Raw genomic sequence first — 15,120 nt, forward strand, 5'->3', positions numbered from 1 at the left:
GGCGGGGAAAAGTTACCACTACACACTTAAGCGACTTTCAATTGCTGGATCTTTTTCTCGCGGCGAATTTTACGTTCTTCAAACACGGCCACGATAGCCATCAGGCAGATACAACCGATAGCGGCAGCATCCAGCGCGGCGAAGGTACCTGCCCAGCCAGTCAGACCGAATACCGGTGTACCATCAGCAATCATCCCCAGACCCAGCTTGGCGAAGCTGTCACCAATCAGATAGGCAAATGTCCCTTTAATCCCATCGGCAGCGCCGATCGCTTTTTTCGGTACGAAACCAACGGCTGCGACACCGATTAACAGCTGCGGACCAAACACCAGGAAGCCGAGGGCAAACAGCGAAGCCAGATAGACATACTGGTTGCTGGCATGCTGGTAAACACCCAGTGTCGCAATGATTAATGCCAGTGCCACACAGGCCACCAGCGCCCGGCGACCGTTTGCCAGGTCAGAGAGCCAGCCCCACAGCAACGTACCGACCAGCGCCCCCACTTCAAACAGGGTAAAGCCCTGAATCGCCACTTCTTTGGAGAGCTTCAGTTCCTGGAACGCGTACACGGTAGACCACTGGTCGATACCAATACGCACCACGTACAGGAAGATGTTGGAGAAACACAGCAGCCAGATCACTTTGTTTTTCAGCACATACTCAACAAAGATCTGCCACTTGGTCATGTCATTTTCTTCGGTCTCTTTGTCTTCTTCGCTGATCTCTTCACCGAACAGCTCTTCAGCTTTCCCCAGACCATAAGATTCCGGGGAGTCGCTGCCATAGCGCAGGCCGATAAAGCCAACAATCAGGGCGATAATCGACGGGAAGATAAACATACCAATGACGTGACCGTCGAACAGGTAGTTGGCACCAAACAACGCCACGCCCGCCGCACCGGCACCACCGAGGTTGTGGGAAATGTTCCACATACCGAGGTAAGAACCCCGCTTGCGACGCGGCGTCCATTTGGTGATGGTGGAATAACTACACGAACCGCCGGTACTCTGGAAAAAACCGCTCAGCGCGTAGAAGGTAATCATCAGGAACAGGCTGGTTGAGCCTGCGCCCATGCTGGCGCTGAAGCCGAGCATACAGATAGCCGAGAGGATCAGCATAAATGGCAGGAACTGTTTGGTGTTTTTGCCGTCCGCGTAGTAGGAAACCAGGGTTTTACCCACGCCGTAGGTGATAGAGAAGCCCAAGCCAATCATCCCCAGTTGCGTCATGCTCAGCCCGTAGGTGGAGATCATGTCGTTCTGCGCGATATTGAAGTTTTTGCGGATCAGGTACATGGTCAGATAGCCGATAAAGACCACCAGATAGGACTGCATGAACGGTTTGAACCACATTTTGCGCCGCACATCGAGCGGCAGATCCAGGGTCGGCTTGCGCACCTGGTTGAGAAAGGCCAGCATTTGACACTCCCGAGCTAATTTTTATACCTGCGAATGGCAGGCATTGTAAAAATCAGCCCGGGATCACGCCTGAGACAGCGTCCAGGTGAAACCGGGAAAATTTCTTAGTTTTACCCCACTCGGGGCAAAAAGGTGAGGTACATCACGCTTCACCAGGCTCACGCGGTGCCTGGGCATTCAAAAATGGCAGCAGCAGCAGTGCGGAAATCCCCGCCGCAATGGCGATCACCACAAAAAATCCGGTCCAGTGCCAGACCTCCATCACCTTCGCCAGCGGCCAGCCGGAGAGTGAAGCGCCCAGATAAGCAAATAGCCCGACAAACCCGGTTGCCGCACCCGCCGCCTCTTTGTGCGAGCACTCCGCCGCCGCCATACCAATCAGCATTTGCGGGCCAAAAACGAAGAATCCGGTGGTGAAAAAGCACGCCGCTTGCATCACGTAGCTGGCGAACGGCATCAGCCACAACGAACCGACGGAAAGCAAAATCCCGGCGGCAAAAATCAGGTTCATTGGCCCACGATTGCCGTTAAACAGCTTGTCCGAGCCCCAACCCGCCACCAGCGCGCCGACAAATCCGCCCAGCTCAAACATGGTCACCGCGGTATTGGCGGTCACCAGATCGACCCCCAGCGTTTCTGACATGTACAGATTACCCCAGTCGTTGATCGCCGCACGTACTACGTACACCAGCACATAACACAACGACAGCAGCCAGATGTAGGGATTCAGCAACACATAGCGGGTGAGAATTTCTTTGCGGGTTAAGCCTGCGCCCTCCTGCTGCTGGGCTATTTCTAACTCATCGTGTCGCCAGTCGCCAACCGGGGGTAAGCCAATCGCCTGCGGCCTGTCGCGCAACCGCCAGCACAGGAAGAATCCCACCACAATCGCCAGTATTCCGGCAATCATCATTCCTGCACGCCAGCCATAATGCAGCGCCGTCGCCGCCATCACCATCGGGATCAGCGCCCCGCCGACGTTATGCGCGGTGTTCCATAGCGCCCACCAGCCACCGCGCTCGGTACGCGAATACCAGGCAGTCAGCAAACGGGCGCATACCGGCGATCCCCAGCCCTGGAAGAACGCATTCAATGCCCACAGTAACGCAAAGGCCCAAAGCGAGGTCGAGAAACCGAACAGGATGTTTACCACGCCGGTTGCAATCAAACCAATGCCCATAAAATAGCGGGCGTTGGAGCGATCGCTGACAATACCAGAGACAAACTTCGACAGGCCGTAGGTGATGTAAAACAACGTCGCCAACAGGCCAATATCGCTGCGGGTCAGTACACCGCTGGTCAGGATATCCGGCACCGCCGCGTTGAAGCTTTTGCGCGTGAAATAAAACAGCGCGTAGCCAAGCCAGATGGTGGTCAGAATATGCCGCCGCCAGTAGCGATAACGGGCATCTACCTCACTTTTATTGGTAATGAGTGGCGCATTCGCCGGGGCTTTTAGAAACTGAAACATTGCCATTCCTTACACATAACGCTGAGGCAAAGAGACGCTGACCCGCGTACCGTGCGTACAGGATATCGAAAGCTTACCGCCGAGGGCCGTAATGCGCTCGCGCATCCCGGTGAGGCCAAATCCTTGCTGATTCGAACCCGGCGGCAGGCCGCTGCCATCGTCCTCAATCACCAGCATCAACCGCTCATTCTGTAGCCAGCCCTGCAACGTCACCGCACTGGCATTGGCATGCTTAACAATATTGTTCAGTCCTTCCTGGCAGACGCGAAACAGCGTCACCCGCTGGCTTTCGCTGAGTGCAGATTCATCAATATGCCAGTCGAGATGGCTGACGATACCGCGACTTTCCAGCTCCATTTCCCGCATCAACGAACGGATAGCCTGCTCCAGCGTTAAATCATCTAACTGGCGCGGGCGTAAACGCCCCAACAGGCGGCGTACCGAATCGTATACCCCGAGTGAAAGCTGCTCGATATGCGCCCCACTGCGCTTCACGCCTGCGTTTTCCGGCGCCAGTCGCTGAACGATACCGGCCTGAGTACGAATCGCGGTAATGGTCTGCCCGATATCGTCGTGCAGTTCACGCGCCACGTCGCGGCGCACGCTTTCTTCGGTTTCCAACAAACGTTCCGCCAAACGATGATTACGCGCCAGCTCGTTTTGCAACGACTGGTTGAGTTCACGCAGGCGCTGAATACCCGCGCCGAGCAGCAGCCCGGTCAGGCTCTGCGCCAGCAAGGAGAGCAGCAAGTCGACGGGATGGTCGTGCCAGGTCTGGCTGGCAATCAGCGCGATGGCATTCATTAGCGTAGCGATCAGCGCCCCCTGCCAGCCATAGTGCCAGGCAAGTGCAATGATCGGCAGCGCCAGGCAAAACGGCGTAAAACGTGACAGCTCATTCGGCAGACCCAACTGCAACCACAGGCTGACACTGAACAACAGCAGATACCAGACCAGATGTCGTCCGCGCCAGTTCACGGGTTGAGAAACCACCGCAGGTCCCAGCGGCAGCCAGGTGGTGCTGGTCAGATAGTGCCAGAATACCAGGCAGATCGGCGCCAGCGTTAACCCGCCGGTGAGCGTCAGCAGCAGCACGGTCCACGCCGCTTCACCTTGCCCAATCCAGGGCAACGATTGCAGCAGTGCCGCCGCGGTCAGTGCCGCGCCCTGCAACAGCAACGTGCGCCAGTCGCGCTGATGGCGGTATCGCGAAATCAGCATCACCGGGAGTAGCGTGAGGGCACTTCCGATTATCAAAAGTGGCAAATGGGCCAGCGCCACTTCCTGCGCCAGCCAGAAAAGAAGCAGCCATTCCGCGCCCAACAGCACCGGCCAGTAGCCACGCGGACATTGCAGCATCAAGCCCAGGCGCAGGCCAAACGGAAACAGCAATACCGCCAGTTCCGGGCGCTCAACCAGATGCAGGCTGATGCTCCACAGGCAGAACCACGCGGCAGAGAAGATAAAGAAGCAGGCAACAACGGTGATTAACCGGGAAAAGAACGTGTTCATTGCCAGCCGTCAAACATCCGGCGGGCCAGTTCGACGTCGTTGCTAACGCCCAGCTTTTCCATCAGGTTGGCGCGGTGCACGTGTACCGTTTTTGGTGACAAGCCCAGTTCAGCCGCAATCTCTTTGACTGCCATGCCTTGCGCCAGTTTTTCTGCCACCTGACGTTCGCGTTTGGTGAGCGGGTCCTGACGTCCGGCCGCCAGTTTGACGGCGATGTCCGGCGTTAAATAGCAGCCGCCGGTCGCCACGGTACGCACCGCGGCAATCAGCTCATCGGGGCTACAGCGTTTTGAGAGGAAGCCTCGCGCCCCTGCGTTCAACGCCTGCTCCACCAGCGCCGGGCTGTCGTGGACGGAGAGCATGATAATCGCCATGCCTTTTGGCAACTGGCTTAACAGTTCGAGGCCGGAAATGTCAGGCATGGAGATATCGCAGATACAGACCTGCACGCCGCGCCCCGGCAATCCTGCCAGCGCCTCGCTACCTGAGCCAAACTCAGCCACCACCTGCAAATCAGGTTCCAGCCCCAGCAGTTGGGCAAAGCCGGAGCGGACGATAGTGTGGTCGTCGATAAGGGCGATGGTGATCATGGGTTTGTCCTGGTGGATAAAAAAACGCGCTTACCTTAACGATAAGCGCGTGGCTGTTCAAGCCTTGAGCGAATCACTCAAAGAACACAGTGATTTTGTTAAACATCGACGGATCAGACTGGTTGCGCGCCACTTTCACCACATCTTCCAGTTTGTCGATCTGGCTTATCATCTGCTCCAGACGCTGGTCGTCATTCACCAATAGCCAGATACGGCTCTTATCACTGTCCTGAATCGGTAGACAGAGGATACCTTCCACGTTGAACGCACGGCGGGCAAACAGTCCACAAACGTGGGTCATTACACCCGGGTGGTTGCGTACGGTGAGTTCCAGGATTACGTTGTCATGAGTCTGCTGTTGCATGGCTTATTCCCCCACCATTTCAGTGTTTGCCGCACCCGGCGGTACCATCGGGTACACTTTTTCTTCTGCATCAATACGTACGTGGATCAGCGCAGGTCCTGGACGATTAATTATCTCCTGCAGCGCCGCCTGTGGATCCGCTTCATGATTTAAATCGCAGGTTTCGAGACCAAAACCGGCGGCAATCTGCATAAAGTTAATCATCCCCGGATAGGTCGCAGCAAATACGCCTTGTTTATAGAACAGGCTCTGCTGCTGATACACCAGACCCAGCGCTTCGTTATTCATCAGGATGATTTTAATATCCAGCTGATTTTCACTGGCAGTCGCCATTTCCTGAATATTCATCATCAGACTGCCGTCGCCGGAGAAGCACAGCACTTTCTTGTCCGGGTTCGCCAGCGCCGCGCCAATCGCTGCAGGCAGACCGAAGCCCATGGTCCCCAGACCACCAGAAGTCAGCCACTGACGTGGGCGATTCAGCGGGTAGGCCTGCGCCGCCCACATCTGATGCTGACCCACGTCGGTAGTGATGATGGCGCTATCGTCTACGCAAGCCGCAACGGCGTTAATCAGCCCATAATGGCTGAGCGGATCGCTTTCCTGTGGAATGGTACACGGGAATTCACGCTGCAAATCCGCCACCATGTGATGCCATGCGTCGCGCGACTGCACCTCAATCAATGGGATCAGCTGTTCCAGCACCTCATTCACATCCGCCTGAATGGCCACGTGCGGCTGTTTGATTTTACCCAGCTCGGCACGATCGATATCCACATGAATAATCTTTGCATTCGGGCAGAACTGCTCGGTTTTACCAATCGCCCGGTCATCAAAACGTGCGCCCAGAACAATTAATAAATCAGCCTCTTGCAGTATAAAGTTGGTGCTGCGTGCGCCGTGCATGCCCAGCATACCTAACGACAGCGGATGCGCTTTTGGCAACATACCCAGCGCCATTAAGGTCATGGTGGTGGGCAGCATCGCTTTTTCCGCCAGCTCACGTACGCGCTCAGGTGCGTTAATCACGCCGCCGCCGAGATATAACACCGGACGTTGTGCCGCATTAATCATAGCGGCAGCATCGCGAACGCTGTCCGCGCTAAAGGTTGGCGCAGGGGCTTTTTCTGCTGGCTCCGGCATCTCTTCAATGTCAAATACGGCTGTTTGAATGTCCTTAGGTATGTCTATCCACACCGGGCCAGGGCGTCCTGACTGCGCAATGCGGAAGGCATCGCTCATGACCTGCGGTAATTCATTGATATGGCGAACCAGATAATTGTGTTTGGTGATGGGGATAGAGATGCCGTAGGTGTCAACTTCCTGGAAGGCGTCGGTGCCGATCATAGAGGCCGGAACCTGCCCGGTGATACACACCAACGGAATAGAGTCCAGGCGCGCATCGGCGATAGCAGTAACCAGGTTAGTTGCCCCCGGCCCGCTACAGGCCATACACACCGCCGGTTTACCCTCGGTTCGCGCCATCCCCTGGGCGATAAACCCCGCACCCTGCTCGTGGCGCGCCAGGATATGACGGATTTGCGTGCTTTGGCTTAAGGCGTCGTAGACGGGGAGAATTGAGCCGCCAGGAATACCGGTGACCACTTTAATTCCCTGACGTTCCAGGAAATGAACGATGAATTCAGCGCCCGTAAAGCGCGTACGCTTGGATGTGATGCCCGAACTTGCCATGCTCCAGTCCTTTTATTCTGGGCCTTTGCTCCGGGCAGGTCTCTTATACGAAAAACCCCGCCCGGTTTGCGCCGGCGGGGTTTTGGAATCGTGTGTTGTTCCGGACCCTACGGCGCATTGCCGACGACCACCACCACACGCACGACGACCGCTGCGCGAGATGGCGCAGTTTTTAGTAGGGTCGCAGTCAGCATGGAAGGGTTCATTAGGGACCTTGTCTGTTTGTTGGTTAACAGGATTTATACAAACACAGGTTTTTCAGCGTGACAATGGAAAATTTTTCATCTGCGCAAAAATGCGTCAAAGATCACGTTTAGCTGTACGCAATGTAAAAACAAAAAACCCCGCCGGGGCGAGGTTTTTTTCAGGGTTTACGGCTGGTAACCGCAGAACACACTGTGTTACGTCAACGCAAGAAGTATACGCGATCGGCAACGAACGCGCAATTTAAGGCACGGATTTTGACGTTTCTGAGTATGGATCGCTTTGCGGATATTGTCCATAAAATACTGTTCATACATACAGTATTTATCTATAATGTGAATGTTCGCAGTGCGCGAGGGGGCCGCTGTTTTACCGGCGCATCAAAGTCCTGGCTGAAACGGGTGGTGCCGTCAGCGCCTTAACCCCCGAAGTGAGCACACTGTGTTACGTCAACAAAGGTGCTGGCAACAGGCAGCGGCGAGGTACGCCAGCACCGTGCTCCTTGTACCAAAAGGAGAGCGTATGAGCCTCGTGGATATCGCTATTCTTATCCTCAAACTCATCGTTGCAGCACTGCAACTGCTTGATGCTGTTCTGAAGTATATAAAATAGTTCAGATTCAAGTCGCACTTAAGGGGAGCGGGTTATCACCTGCTCCCCTTTCACCGTTGCCCTGGTGCGCATACCGCGCCAATATGTTACGTTTTTATGACATACTCAGGGACGAAGACCGCTATGACGCTTTCTGTTTTCTGCATTTTGCTGTTCGCCGCGCTGCTCCATGCCAGCTGGAACGCCATTGTTAAAGCAGGAAATGACAAGTTGTATTCCGCCATCAGCGTCAGCGGATCGGCTGCCGTCATGGCGTTGATTTGTCTGCCTTTTGCACCTCATCCTTCTGCCGCCAGCCTGCCGTACTTAGCGGTCTCAACCGCATTACAGGTGGTGTACACCGTACTGGTTGCCAAAACCTACCAGGTTTCGGACATGAGCCAGACCTATCCCATCATGCGCGGCACCGCCCCATTGTTGGTCGCTATCATCAGCGTCCTGTTTCTCGGCGATAGTCTGTCAATGCTGGCCTGGGTGGGAATTGCCACAATCTGCCTGGCGATCCTCGGCATGGCATTTAATGGTCGCAGTAGTTCGCAACGAGGGATCGTTCTGGCGCTCATTAATGCCTGTTTTATCGCCGGCTATACGCTGGTTGATGGCACCGGTGTCCGGCTTTCAGAAACTGCACTGGGCTACACGCTGTGGACCTTCTTTCTGAACGGCTCCTGCTTGTTGAGCTGGGCGATGATTGCCAGACGCCGCGAAGCCTCCCGCTATCTGGCGCACCAGTGGAAGAAAGGTATTCTTGGCGGGATTGGCACCATGGGTTCTTACGGGCTGGCACTGTGGGCGATGACTCAGGCCCCGCTGGCGGTGGTAGCCGCACTGCGTGAAACATCCATTCTGTTTGGCGCACTGCTTGCGTGGCTGCTGCTGAAAGAAAAGGTTGCCGGAATACGTCTTGTCGCGGCCGCAGGCATTGCCGCTGGCGCAGTATTACTACGCTTGTCGTGATCGCACGGTAAACCCGACGCAATCCGGCAACATTTGTTGCCGCTATTTGTTTACATTTCCTGCCGTTCATCGTTTAAACATTCCAGCCCACTATCTGGCCTTCTTTTTCTGTTGTGGTAGATTCCACGCGCATTTATGGGAAAGTGCAGCACCTTATTCTTATTTTTTCTTCATTTGAAAAGTAATCAGCGAAATGAAAAGGCATAGAAGCGTCAATTTGTTGTTGATGTTGGTATTACTGGTGGCGGTGGGTCAGATGGCGCAAACCATTTATATCCCCGCGATTGCTGATATGGCGCGTGAACTGAACGTTCGCGAAGGCGCGGTGCAAAGCGTAATGGCTGCCTACCTGCTGACCTACGGCGTGTCACAACTGTTTTACGGCCCGCTTTCCGACCGCGTAGGTCGTCGCCCGGTGATCCTCGCCGGGATGTCTATTTTTATGCTGGCTACGCTGGTCGCCATTACTACCCATAGTCTGACGGTATTGATTATCGCCAGTGCCATCCAGGGGATGGGGACAGGCGTCGGCGGTGTGATGGCGCGAACCCTACCGCGAGACCTGTATGAGGGTACTCAGCTGCGCCACGCGAATAGTTTGTTAAACATGGGTATCCTGGTCAGTCCGCTGCTGGCACCGCTGATTGGCGGTATGCTGGATACGCTGTGGAACTGGCGCGCCTGCTATATTTTTCTGCTGATTCTGTGCGCGGGTGTCACGTTTAGCATGGCGCGCTGGATGCCGGAAACACGGCCTGCTGGCGCGCCACGTCCACGGCTGATTGCCAGCTACAAAACCCTGTTTGGCAACGGCGCATTTACCTGTTACGTGCTGATGTTGATCGGCGGCCTGGCAGGCGTTGCGGTCTTCGAAGCCTGCTCCGGGGTATTGTTGGGCGCACGGCTCGGTTTAAGCAGCATGGTGGTCAGTATCCTGTTTATTCTGCCCATCCCGGCGGCGTTTTTCGGCGCCTGGTTCGCCGGTCGCCCGAACAAGCGTTTCTCGACTCTCATGTGGCAGTCGGTTACCTGCTGCCTGGTTGCCGGGTTGATGATGTGGATCCCAGGTTTGTTTGATGTGATGAACGTCTGGACACTGCTGGTTCCTGCCGCGTTGTTCTTCTTCGGTGCGGGGATGTTGTTCCCACTGGCAACCAGCGGCGCAATGGAGCCTTTCCCGTTCCTGGCAGGTACTGCCGGCGCGCTGGTTGGTGGCTTACAGAACATTGGCTCTGGCGTGCTGGCGTGGCTCTCCGCGATGTTACCGCAGACCGGACAAGCCAGCCTCGGGCTGCTGATGACCCTTATGGGGCTGCTGATTTTTGTGTGTTGGCTGCCGCTGGCGTCACGTATGTCGCATCAGGGACAGGCGGTTTAAGCGCATGATGGCCCGGCTTATCGCCGGGCTTTTCACATTCAGGCGCAATCATCGTATTAATCAACGGCTCCAGTGCCGGACGCCAGGCGCCTTCTTCACCATCATAAAACTGCGTATCAGCATTGATTGCATAGGGGATTTTAGCCTTGCGCAGTTCACATGCCATAAACCGTGCAAACGCTGTTTGCGCGGCAGAAGGCGTGTTTTTGATGGTTTCTCCCGGTGACCAGCCCCCTACCCAACTGACGTGCCCCGTTTTCTGTTGCCAGTGAATGGCCGTATTAATACGGGCGCGAATGGCGGCTTTTTCTGCCGCAGTCCCCGACGTCCAGGGGTACTTACCGTTATTTTTTAGCGGCCCCCACGGGAAGATATGCCATTCGGCCAGCACGGTATTCTGGCTTTGCGGCGGTAATTTCAGATTAGGCAAATCTTCCGGTGCAGCCCGCAGTCGCGGCGCAATGAAAATCATCCGCTGCGGGTCGATGGCATGGATGGTACGAATGGTTTTGTCATACACCCGATTGAGCGAAGTCTGATTGTGATTAAGCTTCTCGGCAGGCTCATAAATCAGGTCAAAACCCAGCAACGGCGAGCTTTGACCAAAGTAATGCGCCACTGCGACCCACCAGTTAACCACCTCTTTTTCGTTGCCGCTATTGGGGTCTTTTTTATATTCATCGGCCTGATAAGCAATAATCGGGATCACGCCGTATTGCTCGCAAGCCTCTACCAGCTTGCGCAAATGGATAAGCCTGGCTTCTGTTGGCTCACCCGCCACACGAATACGCACATGAGAGATCCCCTTCGCCTTGAAATCCCGTACCACCAGCGGATCGAACTCGCGGATACCGCGATCGGTGCGAGCCCAGTCTACGTCCATTCCAACCCCAAGCTGCTGCGCATACAGCGCCGCCGTCAGCGCAGGGGGTGCGGCATACACGGTGGCACTGGCTAACAGTAAGAGGGAAACAATCGGCTTTAACACGGTCGTCCTTACGCAAATCATCAGGTGTGATATCACGTATTTAGCATGATTTTTGATACCTGGTGTAGAGAGAAAGCGTAAAAAATATTCACGGCCCGCTTATTTAACCTGCTCCTGCAGCCAGCCAATAAATGCCTCGATTTTTGGCCACTGCCTGCCGGGTAACGTGGTGATGTAATAGTGTTGATGGCATTTCAGCGCCATATCACCGAAAGGCGCGACCAGTTCCCCGCTGTCGAGGCGCTTTTGTACCAGTCTCTTTCGTCCCATCGCTACGCCGATATGGTTCATTGCCGCAATCACCGCTAAATCTGAACGATCGAAGCCAATACCCGACGATGTCGGCAAATTCACTTCATAATGTTGCGCCCAACTGTGCCATTCATCGGTCCCGGAGTCGTTGCTCCATGCCTGTCTATCGTGCAGCAACGTGCAGTGCGGCAGATTCACTAACGACCCCGTAAGATCATAACGACGGGCATAGTCCGGGCTGCATACCGGCAGGATCTCTTCATCCATCAGGAAATGGTGGGTGAGCTGTGCAGAGGGGGCATCGTCAAAATAAATGGCCAGATCAACCCCGGCACGTTGCAAATTGACGTTGTCATTCCCGGTCAGCATGGTCAGCGAAATCGACGGATAGCGACGGGTAAAGTCACCAAGCGCCGGAACCAGCCAGCACTGGGCGATGGAGGGGCGTGAGTACACAGTGAGCGTCCCGGACAGCTCCTGGTTTTTGATATCGAGGATTTCCTGATTCAGCGTATCCAGCGACGATTTCAACGCCCAGAACACCCGTTTGCCTTCGTGGGTAAGCTCCACTTTGCGGTGCGAGCGCACAAACAGCTGAATGCCCAGCTCCTCTTCCAGCTGGTTAATGCGGTGGCTGACGGCGCTGGGACTTAACGACAGTTCGTCTGCTGCCAGCGCAAACGACTGATGCCTGGCCGCCACTTCAAAGGTATACAGCTTCGACAGCTGCCAGCCGTTAAGCAGCCGATTTCTGACTTCGCGAAGGGGGTCCATATTCACCTCTTTCATCCTGACTCTTTCGCCGAAGTGTAAAAAAATCCGCTGTAAAAATCAGCGTAAAGATGAATCAGAGTGAACCATATCGCATTACCAGGCCATTATTTGAGGTGAATCACTCTTTTGATTCAATCTGGCTCACGTGAAAGGGGATTTTTATCGTTTGTCAGACCCTGCCCTATTTTTGTCCAATAACCCCAGGTTAATCACAGGGCAAGGTGAGTTATGCACTCTCAAATCTGGGTTGTGAGTACGCTGCTGATAAGCATCGTATTAATCGTTTTGACCATCGTGAAGTTCAAATTCCACCCGTTTCTGGCACTGCTGTTAGCCAGCTTCTTCGTGGGGACGATGATGGGCATGGGGCCGCTGGATATGGTCAATGCCATCGAGAGCGGTATCGGCGGCACGCTCGGCTTCCTCGCAGCGGTTATCGGTCTTGGCACCATTCTCGGCAAAATGATGGAAGTGTCAGGCGCGGCTGAACGCATTGGCCTGACGCTGCAGCGTTGTCGCTGGCTTTCTGCCGACGTCATTATGGTACTTGTCGGGCTGATTTGCGGCATCACGCTGTTCGTTGAAGTGGGCGTGGTGTTATTGATTCCGCTGGCATTCTCTATCGCTAAAAAAACCAATACCTCACTGCTGAAGCTGGCGATCCCGCTGTGTACAGCGCTGATGGCGGTGCACTGCGTCGTCCCACCGCATCCGGCGGCCCTGTTCGTGGCCAACAAGCTGGGTGCCGATATTGGTACAGTGATCGTTTACGGTTTACTGGTTGGCTTGATGGCCTCGCTAATCGGCGGACCGCTGTACCTGAAATTCCTCGGCAACCGTCTGCCGTTTAAACCGGTTCCGGCTGAGTTTTCCGACCTGAAGGTTCGCGACGAGAGTACACTGCCCTCGCTCGGTGCAACGCTGTTTACCGTGCTGCTGCCGATTGGCCTGATGCTGATGAAGACCGTCGCTGAGCTGAATATGGCGAAAGGCAGCGCGGTTTATACGCTGCTGGAGTTTATTGGTAACCCAATCACCGCGATGTTTATCGCCGTTTTCGTGGCCTATTACATCCTCGGTTTGCGTCAGCATATCGGTATGGGCGCGCTACTGACGCATACCGAAAATGGTTTTGGCTCCATTGCCAATATTCTGTTGATTATCGGCGCAGGCGGCGCATTCAACGCTATCCTGAAAAGCAGTGGGCTGGCGGATACTCTCGCGCAGATCCTCTCGAACATGCATATGCACCCGATACTGCTGGCCTGGCTGGTGGCGTTAATCCTGCACGCCGCTGTCGGTTCCGCTACGGTGGCAATGATGGGCGCGACGGCAATCGTGGCACCAATGCTGCCGCTCTACCCGAACGTCAGCCCGGAGATCATCGCTATTGCCATCGGTTCTGGCGCCATTGGCTGCACAATCGTCACCGATTCCCTCTTCTGGCTGGTGAAGCAATACTGCGGCGCTACCCTGAATGAGACGTTTAAATACTATACGACCGCGACATTTATCGCGTCGGTGATTGCACTGGCGTGCACATTCCTGCTTTCCTTTATCATCTAAGCGCAAAGAGACGTCCTATGGAAAACATGCAAAAACTTATCGCCCAGTATCCGTTAGTGGAGGATCTGGTCGCACTGAAAGAAACGACCTGGTTTAACCCTGGCACCACCTCTCTTGCGGAAGGTTTACCTTATGTTGGCCTGACTGAACACGACGTTCAGGATGCTCACGCCCGTCTGGCGCGCTTTGCGCCGTACCTGGCGAAAGCCTTCCCGGAAACGGCGGCGACCGGCGGCATTATCGAGTCTGAGCTGGCCGCCATTCCCGCCATGCAGAAGCGGCTGGAAAAAGAGTACGGACAGCCTGTCAACGGCGAAATTCTGCTGAAGAAAGACAGCCACCTGCCGATTTCCGGCTCGATTAAAGCCCGTGGCGGTATTTATGAAGTGCTGACCCACGCCGAAAAACTGGCGCTGGAAGCGGGTCTGCTGACCACGGAAGATGATTACAGCGTACTGCTTTCACCTGAATTCAAACAGTTCTTCAGCCAGTACAGCATCGCCGTCGGCTCCACCGGTAACCTGGGGATGTCGATAGGTATCATGAGCGCCCGCATCGGCTTTAAGGTGACGGTACACATGTCTGCGGACGCCCGCGCATGGAAAAAGGCTAAGCTGCGCAGCCATGGCGTGACGGTTGTCGAGTATGAAGAAGATTACGGTGTGGCAGTTGAACAAGGACGTAAGGCGGCAGAGTCCGATCCGAACTGTTTCTTTATCGATGATGAAAACTCCCGCACGCTGTTCTTAGGCTATGCGGTGGCCGGACAGCGCCTGAAGGCGCAGTTTGCCCAGCAGGGGCGCGTGGTGGATGCCGATCATCCGCTGTTTGTTTACCTGCCTTGCGGCGTCGGCGGCGGCCCTGGCGGGGTGGCGTTTGGCCTGAAGCTGGCGTTTGGCGATAACGTTCACTGCTTCTTCGCAGAACCGACTCATTCACCGTGCATGCTGTTGGGAATTTACACCGGACTGCACGATACCATTTCCGTGCAGGATATCGGCATCGACAACCTGACGGCGGCAGATGGGCTGGCAGTCGGTCGCGCATCGGGCTTTGTAGGCCGGGCGATGGAACGTCTGCTCGACGGTCTGTACACGCTGGAAGACCAGACCATGTATGACATGCTGGGCTGGCTGGCGCAGGAGGAAGGTATTCGTCTTGAGCCGTCAGCACTGGCTGGCATGGCTGGCCCGCAGCACGTTTGTGCCTCCGCTGATTACCAGCAGATGCATGGATTCAGCGCAGAACAGCTCAAGAACGCCACTCATCTGGTATGGGCGACCGGCGGTGGTATGGTGCCGGAGACCGAAATGGCGCAATACCTGGCAAAAGGACGCTAACC

Annotated in this window: 14 protein-coding genes; 5 read left to right on the forward strand and 9 right to left on the reverse strand. The window is 55.3% G+C overall.

Features of this window, described 5'->3' with window-relative positions; translation table 11 throughout:
• Positions 1-26 precede the first annotated feature (26 nt).
• The 7 genes from uhpT to ivbL all read right to left on the reverse strand — a co-directional run bounded on the left by uhpT (position 27) and on the right by ivbL (position 7,253).
• Positions 27-1,418, reverse strand: a complete 1,392-nt coding sequence (gene uhpT, locus FDX19_RS07085) for a hexose-6-phosphate:phosphate antiporter (protein WP_137382170.1) — start codon at positions 1,416-1,418, stop codon at positions 27-29.
• Between the two features lie 142 nt (positions 1,419-1,560).
• A complete protein-coding gene (locus FDX19_RS07090) occupies positions 1,561-2,889 on the reverse strand; it encodes an MFS transporter (RefSeq protein ID WP_137382171.1) in 1,329 nt (442 codons plus the stop codon).
• Positions 2,890-2,898: 9 nt separating this feature from the next.
• A complete protein-coding gene (uhpB, locus tag FDX19_RS07095) occupies positions 2,899-4,401 on the reverse strand; it encodes a signal transduction histidine-protein kinase/phosphatase UhpB (protein ID WP_137382172.1) in 1,503 nt (500 codons plus the stop codon).
• Positions 4,398-4,991, reverse strand: a complete 594-nt coding sequence (uhpA, locus tag FDX19_RS07100; RefSeq protein ID WP_137382173.1) for a transcriptional regulator UhpA — start codon at positions 4,989-4,991, stop codon at positions 4,398-4,400. The genes uhpB and uhpA overlap by 4 nt, the downstream gene beginning before the upstream one ends.
• Positions 4,992-5,064: 73 nt before the next feature.
• Positions 5,065-5,355 (reverse strand): acetolactate synthase small subunit, encoded by a 291-nt coding sequence (gene ilvN, locus FDX19_RS07105; protein WP_003023914.1) that lies wholly within the window; start codon positions 5,353-5,355, stop codon positions 5,065-5,067.
• A gap of 3 nt (positions 5,356-5,358) precedes the next feature.
• Entirely contained in the window at positions 5,359-7,047 is a 1,689-nt protein-coding gene (gene ilvB, locus FDX19_RS07110) for an acetolactate synthase large subunit (protein WP_137382174.1), read from the reverse strand.
• 107 nt (positions 7,048-7,154) lie between these two features.
• Positions 7,155-7,253 (reverse strand): ilvB operon leader peptide IvbL, encoded by a 99-nt coding sequence (gene ivbL / locus FDX19_RS07115; protein ID WP_003827118.1) that lies wholly within the window; start codon positions 7,251-7,253, stop codon positions 7,155-7,157.
• A 520-nt stretch (positions 7,254-7,773) separates the two neighbouring features.
• Here ivbL and tisB point away from each other — a divergent pair.
• The 3 genes from tisB to emrD all read left to right on the forward strand — a co-directional run bounded on the left by tisB (position 7,774) and on the right by emrD (position 10,198).
• On the forward strand, positions 7,774-7,863 hold the full coding sequence (gene tisB / locus FDX19_RS07125; RefSeq protein WP_003840643.1) for a type I toxin-antitoxin system toxin TisB: 90 nt from the start codon (positions 7,774-7,776) through the stop codon (positions 7,861-7,863).
• Positions 7,864-7,959: 96 nt separating this feature from the next.
• The gene (locus FDX19_RS07130) at positions 7,960-8,820 is read left to right on the forward strand and encodes a DMT family transporter (protein WP_137382176.1); all 861 of its coding nucleotides are present in this window, start codon (positions 7,960-7,962) and stop codon (positions 8,818-8,820) included.
• 193 nt (positions 8,821-9,013) lie between these two features.
• Entirely contained in the window at positions 9,014-10,198 is a 1,185-nt protein-coding gene (gene emrD / locus FDX19_RS07135) for a multidrug efflux MFS transporter EmrD (RefSeq protein WP_137382177.1), read from the forward strand.
• Here emrD and FDX19_RS07140 read toward each other — a convergent pair.
• Both FDX19_RS07140 and dsdC read right to left on the reverse strand, forming a co-directional pair.
• Entirely contained in the window at positions 10,125-11,207 is a 1,083-nt protein-coding gene (locus FDX19_RS07140) for a cellulase family glycosylhydrolase (protein ID WP_137382178.1), read from the reverse strand. The genes emrD and FDX19_RS07140 overlap by 74 nt on opposite strands.
• A 78-nt stretch (positions 11,208-11,285) precedes the next feature.
• Entirely contained in the window at positions 11,286-12,212 is a 927-nt protein-coding gene (gene dsdC / locus FDX19_RS07145; RefSeq protein ID WP_137382204.1) for a DNA-binding transcriptional regulator DsdC, read from the reverse strand.
• 228 nt (positions 12,213-12,440) lie between these two features.
• On the opposite strand from dsdC, the gene dsdX reads away from it, so the two are divergent.
• Together dsdX and dsdA are read left to right on the forward strand one after the other, a co-directional pair.
• On the forward strand, positions 12,441-13,778 hold the full coding sequence (gene dsdX / locus FDX19_RS07150; protein ID WP_137382179.1) for a D-serine transporter DsdX: 1,338 nt from the start codon (positions 12,441-12,443) through the stop codon (positions 13,776-13,778).
• 17 nt (positions 13,779-13,795) lie between these two features.
• Positions 13,796-15,118: a D-serine ammonia-lyase gene (gene dsdA, locus FDX19_RS07155; protein ID WP_137382180.1), complete on the forward strand. Its 1,323-nt coding sequence runs from the start codon at positions 13,796-13,798 to the stop codon at positions 15,116-15,118.
• Positions 15,119-15,120 lie beyond the last annotated feature (2 nt).

The organism is Citrobacter sp. wls619, from assembly GCF_005281345.1.
Lineage (GTDB): Bacteria > Pseudomonadota > Gammaproteobacteria > Enterobacterales > Enterobacteriaceae > Citrobacter.

Bases quoted from the DNA above. Each gene is read 5' to 3' on its own strand.
- uhpT (WP_137382170.1), bottom strand. From the start codon at position 1,418: ATGCTGGCCTTTCTCAACCAGGTGCGCAAGCCGACCCTGGATCTGCCG.
- FDX19_RS07090 (WP_137382171.1), bottom strand. From the start codon at position 2,889: ATGTTTCAGTTTCTAAAAGCCCCGGCGAATGCGCCACTCATTACCAAT.
- uhpB (WP_137382172.1), bottom strand. From the start codon at position 4,401: ATGAACACGTTCTTTTCCCGGTTAATCACCGTTGTTGCCTGCTTCTTT.
- uhpA (WP_137382173.1), bottom strand. From the start codon at position 4,991: ATGATCACCATCGCCCTTATCGACGACCACACTATCGTCCGCTCCGGC.
- ilvN (WP_003023914.1), bottom strand. From the start codon at position 5,355: ATGCAACAGCAGACTCATGACAACGTAATCCTGGAACTCACCGTACGC.
- ilvB (WP_137382174.1), bottom strand. From the start codon at position 7,047: ATGGCAAGTTCGGGCATCACATCCAAGCGTACGCGCTTTACGGGCGCT.
- ivbL (WP_003827118.1), bottom strand. From the start codon at position 7,253: ATGAACCCTTCCATGCTGACTGCGACCCTACTAAAAACTGCGCCATCT.
- tisB (WP_003840643.1), top strand. From the start codon at position 7,774: ATGAGCCTCGTGGATATCGCTATTCTTATCCTCAAACTCATCGTTGCA.
- FDX19_RS07130 (WP_137382176.1), top strand. From the start codon at position 7,960: ATGACATACTCAGGGACGAAGACCGCTATGACGCTTTCTGTTTTCTGC.
- emrD (WP_137382177.1), top strand. From the start codon at position 9,014: ATGAAAAGGCATAGAAGCGTCAATTTGTTGTTGATGTTGGTATTACTG.
- FDX19_RS07140 (WP_137382178.1), bottom strand. From the start codon at position 11,207: ATGATTTGCGTAAGGACGACCGTGTTAAAGCCGATTGTTTCCCTCTTA.
- dsdC (WP_137382204.1), bottom strand. From the start codon at position 12,212: ATGGACCCCCTTCGCGAAGTCAGAAATCGGCTGCTTAACGGCTGGCAG.
- dsdX (WP_137382179.1), top strand. From the start codon at position 12,441: ATGCACTCTCAAATCTGGGTTGTGAGTACGCTGCTGATAAGCATCGTA.
- dsdA (WP_137382180.1), top strand. From the start codon at position 13,796: ATGGAAAACATGCAAAAACTTATCGCCCAGTATCCGTTAGTGGAGGAT.